Origin of the sequence: Salipiger sp. HF18 (genome assembly GCF_011806505.1) — a bacterium.
GTDB classification, from domain to species: Bacteria; Pseudomonadota; Alphaproteobacteria; order Rhodobacterales; family Rhodobacteraceae; genus Salipiger; species Salipiger thiooxidans.
Genome location: NZ_JAATOS010000228.1, coordinates 1 through 6403, shown reverse-complemented (window position 1 = coordinate 6403; position 6403 = coordinate 1). Strand labels below are relative to the sequence as shown.

Here is a 6403-nt window from a genome sequence, read left to right as displayed (position 1 = left end):
CTCCGCGCGGTGTTCGAGAACGACCCCGACAGCACTGTCCTTTACGAAGCGCAGCAGGACGACCAGCCGATGATGTGCCTCGGCCCGGACGTCGGCGTCTGAGCCGGGCTCTCCAGGCGCGCGGCGTCCGCGCCGCGCATGTCCCGAAGACCTACGCGCATGACGAGGCGCTCAGAGCAGGCTACCCTGCTCCGGCGCCGGTGTGTCCTTGCGCTTGGGACGGGCCTTGCCGCCCAGCGTGAAACGGCCGTCGCTGAACTCGATCTCGAGCCCGGCGGCGTTCTGGGCTGCGGCCTTGTGGGTGAGGATCGTGCCCTCGGCACTGCGCACCACCGCGTAGCCGCGCGCCAGCGTGCCCTTGTAGCTCAGCGTCTCGAGCAGCCGCGACAGCCCGTCGAGTTTGCGGGCCGGATCGTCGAGCCTGCGGGTGGCACTTTCTTCCAGCCGGCGCGAGAGCGTGGCGAGCCGGTCGCGGCCCTGCACGATCTCGCGCTCGATCGGGCGCAGCGACAGCCGGTCGGTGCGCCGTCCCAGCGATTCGCGGCCATGGGCGATGACCCGCGTCAGCAGCGACGGGCGCAGGGCGCCAGCCACATCGGAAAGCGCCACGCGCCGCTGCTCGGTGCCGCGGATCAGCGCGCGGGGCAGCCGGTCGCCCAGCAGGTCGAGCCGCTGACGCGGCTGGTCGAGCAGGGTCTCGGCGCGCGGCAGGGCGCGGGAGAGGTCGCGCAGGCGCTGCGAACGCACCTCGATCCGCTGGCCCATGGCGCGGGTCATGCGGACGCCCGCCTCGCCGGTCCAGGACAGCAGCTCCATGCGCACCGGCACCGCGATCTCGGCGGCAGCGGTGGGCGTGGGCGCGCGCCGGTCCGACACGAAGTCGATGAGCGTGGTGTCGGTCTCGTGCCCCACCGCCGAGATCAGCGGGATCTGCGAGGCGGCGGCGGCGCGGGCGACCGCCTCTTCATTGAAGCCCCAGAGATCCTCGACCGAGCCGCCGCCACGGGCCACGATCAGCAGGTCCGGGCGCGGCAGGGCGCCGCCGGGGCTGAGCGCGTTGAAGCCCTCGATGGCGCGCACCACCTCGGGGGCGCAGTTCTGACCCTGCACCGCCACCGGCCAGATCAACACCTTGCGCGGGAAACGGTCGCGCAGCCGGTGCAGGATGTCGCGGATCACCGCCCCCGAGGGCGAGGTCACCACGCCGATCACCTCGGGCAGGTAGGGCAGCGGCCGCTTGCGGGAGGCGTCGAAGAGCCCCTCGGCCTGCAACAGCGCCTTGCGCTTCTCGAGCATCGCCATCAGCGCGCCGAGGCCCGCCGGGCGGATGTCCTCGATGACGATCTGGTACTTGGACTGGCCGGGGAAGGTGGTGAGGCGCCCGGTGGCCACCACCTCCATGCCCTCCTCGGGCTGGGTCTCGAGCCGGGCAGCGACGCCCTTCCAGACGATGCCGGCGATCACCGACCGGTCGTCCTTGAGGTCGAGGTAGATGTGCCCCGAGCGCGGGCGCGACACGCGGCCGACCTCGCCCTTGACGCGGACATGGCCGAACTCGCCCTCGATCACCCGCTTGACCGCGCCCGAGAGCTCGGAGACGGAGAATTCCGGGGTGTTGCCGCTGTCGTCGTCGAGAAGGTCCATGCCGCGGTGCCTCGTGCCTCATGTGCTTTTGCCGCGATGGTAACGGGCGGCGGCGGCAAGGGAAAGGCCGCGGCGCAGCGGCGGCCACGCCCTGGCGAAACGCCTCAGGCGGCCTCGGACTGCGCCACGTTGCGGCAGCGCGGGCAGCAAAGCGCGCAGGCCTCGACCGCGCGGAAGCGCTCGCGGGCGGCGTCCATCGCCGGGGCGCAGCGCTCGAAGGCGCCGAGCCGGTCGAGCCGGGCCCGGTCGGGCAGCACCTGGCAGTCGTCGGTATGCACGAAATGCAGATCGTCGAGATCCTTGTCGCGCGTCACAAGATAGCTCTTCTCGACCATCGGTACGGGTCTCCTGTTGCCGTTGCGGGCAGAACGTCCCCCGAAGCGAGCGGTTCCGGCTGTTGCGCAGTCCCCCTGCCCCCGCTAGAGACCGGGGCGAGACACGGGCGGGCGATGGCGAAAGGTGGCACGACGATGAACATTCTCATTCTCGGCGGCGGCGGGCGCGAACACGCGCTGGCATGGGCGGTGATGCAGAACCCCAAGTGCGACAAGCTGATCGTCGCGCCTGGCAATGCAGGCATCGCGCAGATCGCGGAATGCGCGGCGCTCGACACCGAGGACGGCGGCGCGGTGACCGAGTTCGCGGGCGAGCACGCCATCGACCTGGTGATCGTGGGCCCCGAGGCGCCGCTGGCTGCGGGCGTCGCCGACCGGCTGCGCGAGGCGGGCTTCCTGGTCTTCGGACCGTCGCAGGCGGCAGCCGAGCTCGAGGCCTCGAAGAGCTTCACCAAGGCGATCTGCGATGCGGCGAACGCGCCCACCGCGGCCTATGGCCATTTCACCGACGCCGAGGCCGCCAAGGCCTATGTGCGGGCGCAGGGCGCGCCCATCGTGGTCAAGGCGGACGGGCTCGCGGCGGGCAAGGGCGTGATCATCGCCGAGACGGTCGACGAGGCCTGCGCCGCCATCGACGACATGTTCGGCGGCGCCTTCGGCGGGGCCGGCGCCGAGGTGGTGATCGAGGAGTTCATGACCGGCGAGGAAGCCTCGTTCTTCGTGCTGGTCGACGGCGAGGACGTGCTGCCCATCGGCACCGCGCAGGACCACAAGCGCGTGGGCGAAGGCGACACCGGCCCCAACACCGGCGGCATGGGCGCCTATTCCCCGGCCCCGGTGCTGACCGACGAGATCGCGCAGAAGGCGCTCGACCGCATCGTCAAACCGACCATGGCCGAAATGGCGCGGCGCGGCACGCCCTATTCCGGCGTGCTCTATGCCGGGCTGATGATCGAGAGCGGCGAGCCCCGGCTGGTCGAGTACAACGTGCGCTTCGGCGATCCTGAATGCCAGGTGCTGATGATGCGGCTGGGCGCGCAGGCGCTCGACCTCATTCACGCCTGCGCCGAGGGCCGTCTGGCGGATGCGCGGGTGGACTGGGCCGAGGATCACGCGATGACGGTGGTGCTGGCCGCCGAGGGCTATCCCGGCAGCTACCGCAAGGGCACCGTGATCGGCGGCCTCGACGGGCTGCCCGAGGACAGCTTCCACCAGATGTTCCACGCGGGCACCGCGCTGCGGGAGGGCAAGGTCGTGGCCACCGGTGGCCGCGTGCTCAATGCCACGGCGCGCGGCGCGACGCTGGCCGAGGCCGCCGAGCGCGCCTATGCGCTGGTCGATGCGGTGGACTGGGCCGAGGGCTTCTGCCGCCGCGACATAGGCTGGCGCGCACTCTGAGCGCGGTCTCGCAACGGTCACGGACTCTGGCGGGCTGAGGCCTGGCCCGCCAAGGCTCCGGGAAGGTGTCGTGATCCCTGCCAGGCGGGCACGGGCCGCGGCGAACGCCTCTCCGGGACCAAGGGGTATCCTCCGAGACCAACCGGCAGCGTGCGCCCCGCTGGCAGAAGCCTGCCCTTCCAACGCGACAGGTCCTGCGCAAACCGGACGCCTCCCTCACCAACGCGACGGGACCTCAGAAAACCGAACGCATCCCCGCAAACGCAACGCGGCGCCCCCGCAGGGACGCCGCGCGTGTCTGTCACCCATGTGAGCCGGTGTCGGCTCAGGCGGCCTTGGCGCTGTTCGAGCCGATGAACCACGCGTCCTTCTCGGCGGTGCGGCTCACTTCGGTGAACAGGTCGGCGCTGTCTTCGTCTCCGGCCTCGTCCGCAGCCTCGATGGCCTTGCGCACGTTGGTCGAATACTCGTTGAAGCGCTTCACCAGCTCTTTCACGTGATCCTCGACCGACACGATGTCGGTGGGATAGGCGGTGAGCGAGGACTTCTCGGCCACCGTCTCCGAGGTGCCCTGGGCCATTCCGCCCATCATGGCGACGCGCTCGGCCATCATGTCCGCACCGTCGCGCAGGTGCGCCGCGACGTCGTCGAGCAGCTCGTGCACGCCGATGAAGCCGACACCCTTGAGGTTCCAGTGCGCCTGCTTCACGGCGTTGGTCAGGTCGATGGTGTCGACCAGACGCTCGTTGAGAAGCGCGATCATGTCCTTGCGGGCGTTTTCCTTGAGGAAGGGAACGAAGTTCTGCGGCATGTCTCTCTCCATTCTTTCTTGCAACATAAAGGCGCGGCCTTGCCGGCCCGCGCCGCCCGGGATTTCTGTCCGGGTTTCGGAAAAAGAACGTCCGCATGCCTGCGAAGGTTCCGTCACTGGGGAGAAATCACCTCGGACTCGGTGACGATGAGATCGAGAGGCTGGTCGTTGGGATCGTGCGGCAGCTCGGGGGCTTCCTGCGCGGCGTAGGCGAAGCCGATGGCGAAGACCGGCCCCCTGCCCCGCAGCGCCTGAAGCGTGCGGTCGTAGTAGCCGCCACCATAGCCCAGACGGTGGCCCGCCCGGGTGAAGGCCACCAGCGGCACCACGACGATCTCGGGGGTCACGAACTCGGGCCGCTCAGGGATGCGGGCGCCGAACGGGCCCGGGACCAGCGCCATGTCGGGCTCCCACAGGGCGAAGCGCAGCGGGGTCGCCTCGGCCTCGATCACCGGGACCGAAACCGGGCCATAGGCCGAGGCCTCGGCCATCGCCGGCAGCGGGTCGATCTCGGAGCGGATCGGCACGTAGCCCGCCAGCGGCACGCCGCGGTGGCCCGCCAGCAGCTCGGAGAGGCGCCCTGCGGCGCTGCCCGCATCGCCGGCATGGGCGGCGGCGCGGCGGGCGTAGGCAGCGGTCCGGGCCGCCTGCTTGGCGGCGGCCAGCGCGTCGCTCACAGCAGCACCGCCGAGGCGAGGCCGAGGAAGGCGAAGAAGCCCACCACGTCGGTCACCGTGGTCCCGAACGTGCCCCAGGCCCGCGCCGGGTCCACGCCAAACCGTTCCAGCCCCCCCGGCACCCCGATCCCGGCAAGCCCCGCGATCACGAGGTTGATGATCATCGCGATGGCGATCACCAGCCCCAACACCGGTGAGCCGAACCAGATCAGCGCGAGGATCCCCATCACCACGGCGAAGCAGAGCCCGTTGATCAGCCCCACCGTCAGTTCCCGCAGGATGATGCGCCAGACGTTGCTCGAGGTCAGGTCCTTGGTGGCCAGCGAGCGCACCGCGACGGTCAGCGCCTGCGTGCCGGCGTTGCCGCCCATGGAGGCCACGATGGGCATCAGCACCGCCAGCGCCACCACGGTGGCCAGCACGTCCTCGAACTGCGCGATGACCAGCGAGGCCAGCACCGCGGTCGCAAGGTTGACGGCAAGCCACGGCAGGCGCTGCCGCACCGTCTCGACCGTGCCGTCCGAGAGCCGGCTCTCCTCGCTCACACCGGCGAGGCGCAGGATGTCCTCCTCGTGCTCCTCGTCGAGCACGGCCATGGCATCGTCGATGGTGATGACACCGACCAGCCGCTCGTTCTCGTCCACGACGGGTGCCGAGATCAGGTGGTACTGGTTGAAGGCATAGGCCACCTCGCCCTCGGGGCGGGTCACCGGGAAGACGTGGAACGTGTCCGAGATGATCGAGCGCAGCAGCACCTCGCGGCGCGATGCCATGAGCCGCCCCAGCGCCACGTTGCCGATGGGCCGCAGCTTCGGGTCGACCAGCACGATGTGGTAGAACTGGTCCGGCAGGTCCTCGGTCGAGCGCAGGTAGTCGATGGCCTCGCCCACGTTCCAGTGCTCGGGGGCCATGACCACCTCGCGCTGCATGAGACGGCCGGCGGAGTATTCGGGATAGGTCAGCGACTGCTCGACGGCGACCCGGTCGCTGTCCTCGAGCACCTCGAGGATGGCTTCCTGCTGGGCCTGGTCGAGGTCTTCCAGAAGGTCGACCACGTCGTCCGATTCGAGCTCCCGCACGGCCTCGGCCAGAACCGCCGGGTGCAGGGCGCGGATCACGTCCTCGCGGATCGATTCGTCCAGTTCGGACAGGATCTCGCCGTCGAATTCCTTGTCGTAGAGCTTGATCAGACGCATCCGGTCGAAGGCGTTGATCTGTTCGAGAAGGTCGGCGATGTCGGCGGCGTGAAGCGGCTCCATCAGCTCGACGAGCTTCTCCCGGTCGCCGACGTCGACCGCATAGAGGATGGCCGCCACGCTCTTGGGCTGGAGAGCGTAGGCGTCTTCGTCGTCGCGGGTCTCTTCGACCACGGCGTTTTCGGTGTCTTCGGTCATGCCTGCTCCGCGGTCTTGCCTTCGCTCAAGAGTTTAGGGCATCGCGGAAAGATGCAACAGGGCGCATTGAGTTTCGCGGCCCGCATCGCCATTCTGGCGCGCGGCCACAACCGGCCCGACGCGCGGACAGGGAACAAGACATGG

At 69.9% G+C, this 6403-nt stretch carries 6 protein-coding genes; 1 reads left to right on the top strand and 5 read right to left on the bottom strand.

Annotated elements, in window-relative coordinates; all coding sequences use genetic code 11:
- Window positions 1–171: 171 nt before the first annotated feature.
- Together xseA and HC022_RS16715 are read right to left on the bottom strand one after the other, a co-directional pair.
- Window positions 172–1644, bottom strand: coding sequence for an exodeoxyribonuclease VII large subunit (gene xseA, locus HC022_RS16720; protein ID WP_167453187.1), 1473 nt, complete (start codon window positions 1642–1644; stop codon window positions 172–174).
- 104 nt (window positions 1645–1748) lie between these two features.
- Window positions 1749–1979 carry a hypothetical protein gene (locus HC022_RS16715; protein ID WP_167453186.1) on the bottom strand — a complete coding sequence of 77 codons (231 nt, stop codon included), beginning with the start codon at window positions 1977–1979 and terminating at the stop codon, window positions 1749–1751.
- A 135-nt stretch (window positions 1980–2114) separates the two neighbouring features.
- Between HC022_RS16715 and purD the strand changes: the two genes are divergently transcribed.
- Window positions 2115–3377, top strand: coding sequence for a phosphoribosylamine--glycine ligase (purD, locus tag HC022_RS16710; protein ID WP_167453185.1), 1263 nt, complete (start codon window positions 2115–2117; stop codon window positions 3375–3377).
- Between the two features lie 325 nt (window positions 3378–3702).
- On the opposite strand, the gene dps is transcribed toward purD, so the two are convergent.
- From dps to mgtE, 3 genes are all read right to left on the bottom strand, one after another.
- Complete coding sequence (gene dps, locus HC022_RS16705) at window positions 3703–4188, bottom strand: DNA starvation/stationary phase protection protein Dps (protein ID WP_008885160.1); 486 nt, start codon at window positions 4186–4188, stop codon at window positions 3703–3705.
- A 113-nt stretch (window positions 4189–4301) separates the two neighbouring features.
- Window positions 4302–4865 carry a 5-formyltetrahydrofolate cyclo-ligase gene (locus tag HC022_RS16700; protein ID WP_167453184.1) on the bottom strand — a complete coding sequence of 188 codons (564 nt, stop codon included), beginning with the start codon at window positions 4863–4865 and terminating at the stop codon, window positions 4302–4304.
- Entirely contained in the window at window positions 4862–6259 is a 1398-nt protein-coding gene (gene mgtE, locus HC022_RS16695; protein ID WP_167453183.1) for a magnesium transporter, read from the bottom strand. The genes HC022_RS16700 and mgtE overlap by 4 nt, the downstream gene beginning before the upstream one ends.
- Window positions 6260–6403 lie beyond the last annotated feature (144 nt).

Bases quoted from the DNA above. Each gene is read 5' to 3' on its own strand.
- mgtE (WP_167453183.1), bottom strand. From the start codon at position 6,259: ATGACCGAAGACACCGAAAACGCCGTGGTCGAAGAGACCCGCGACGAC.
- xseA (WP_167453187.1), bottom strand. From the start codon at position 1,644: ATGGACCTTCTCGACGACGACAGCGGCAACACCCCGGAATTCTCCGTC.
- HC022_RS16715 (WP_167453186.1), bottom strand. From the start codon at position 1,979: ATGGTCGAGAAGAGCTATCTTGTGACGCGCGACAAGGATCTCGACGAT.
- purD (WP_167453185.1), top strand. From the start codon at position 2,115: ATGAACATTCTCATTCTCGGCGGCGGCGGGCGCGAACACGCGCTGGCA.
- dps (WP_008885160.1), bottom strand. From the start codon at position 4,188: ATGCCGCAGAACTTCGTTCCCTTCCTCAAGGAAAACGCCCGCAAGGAC.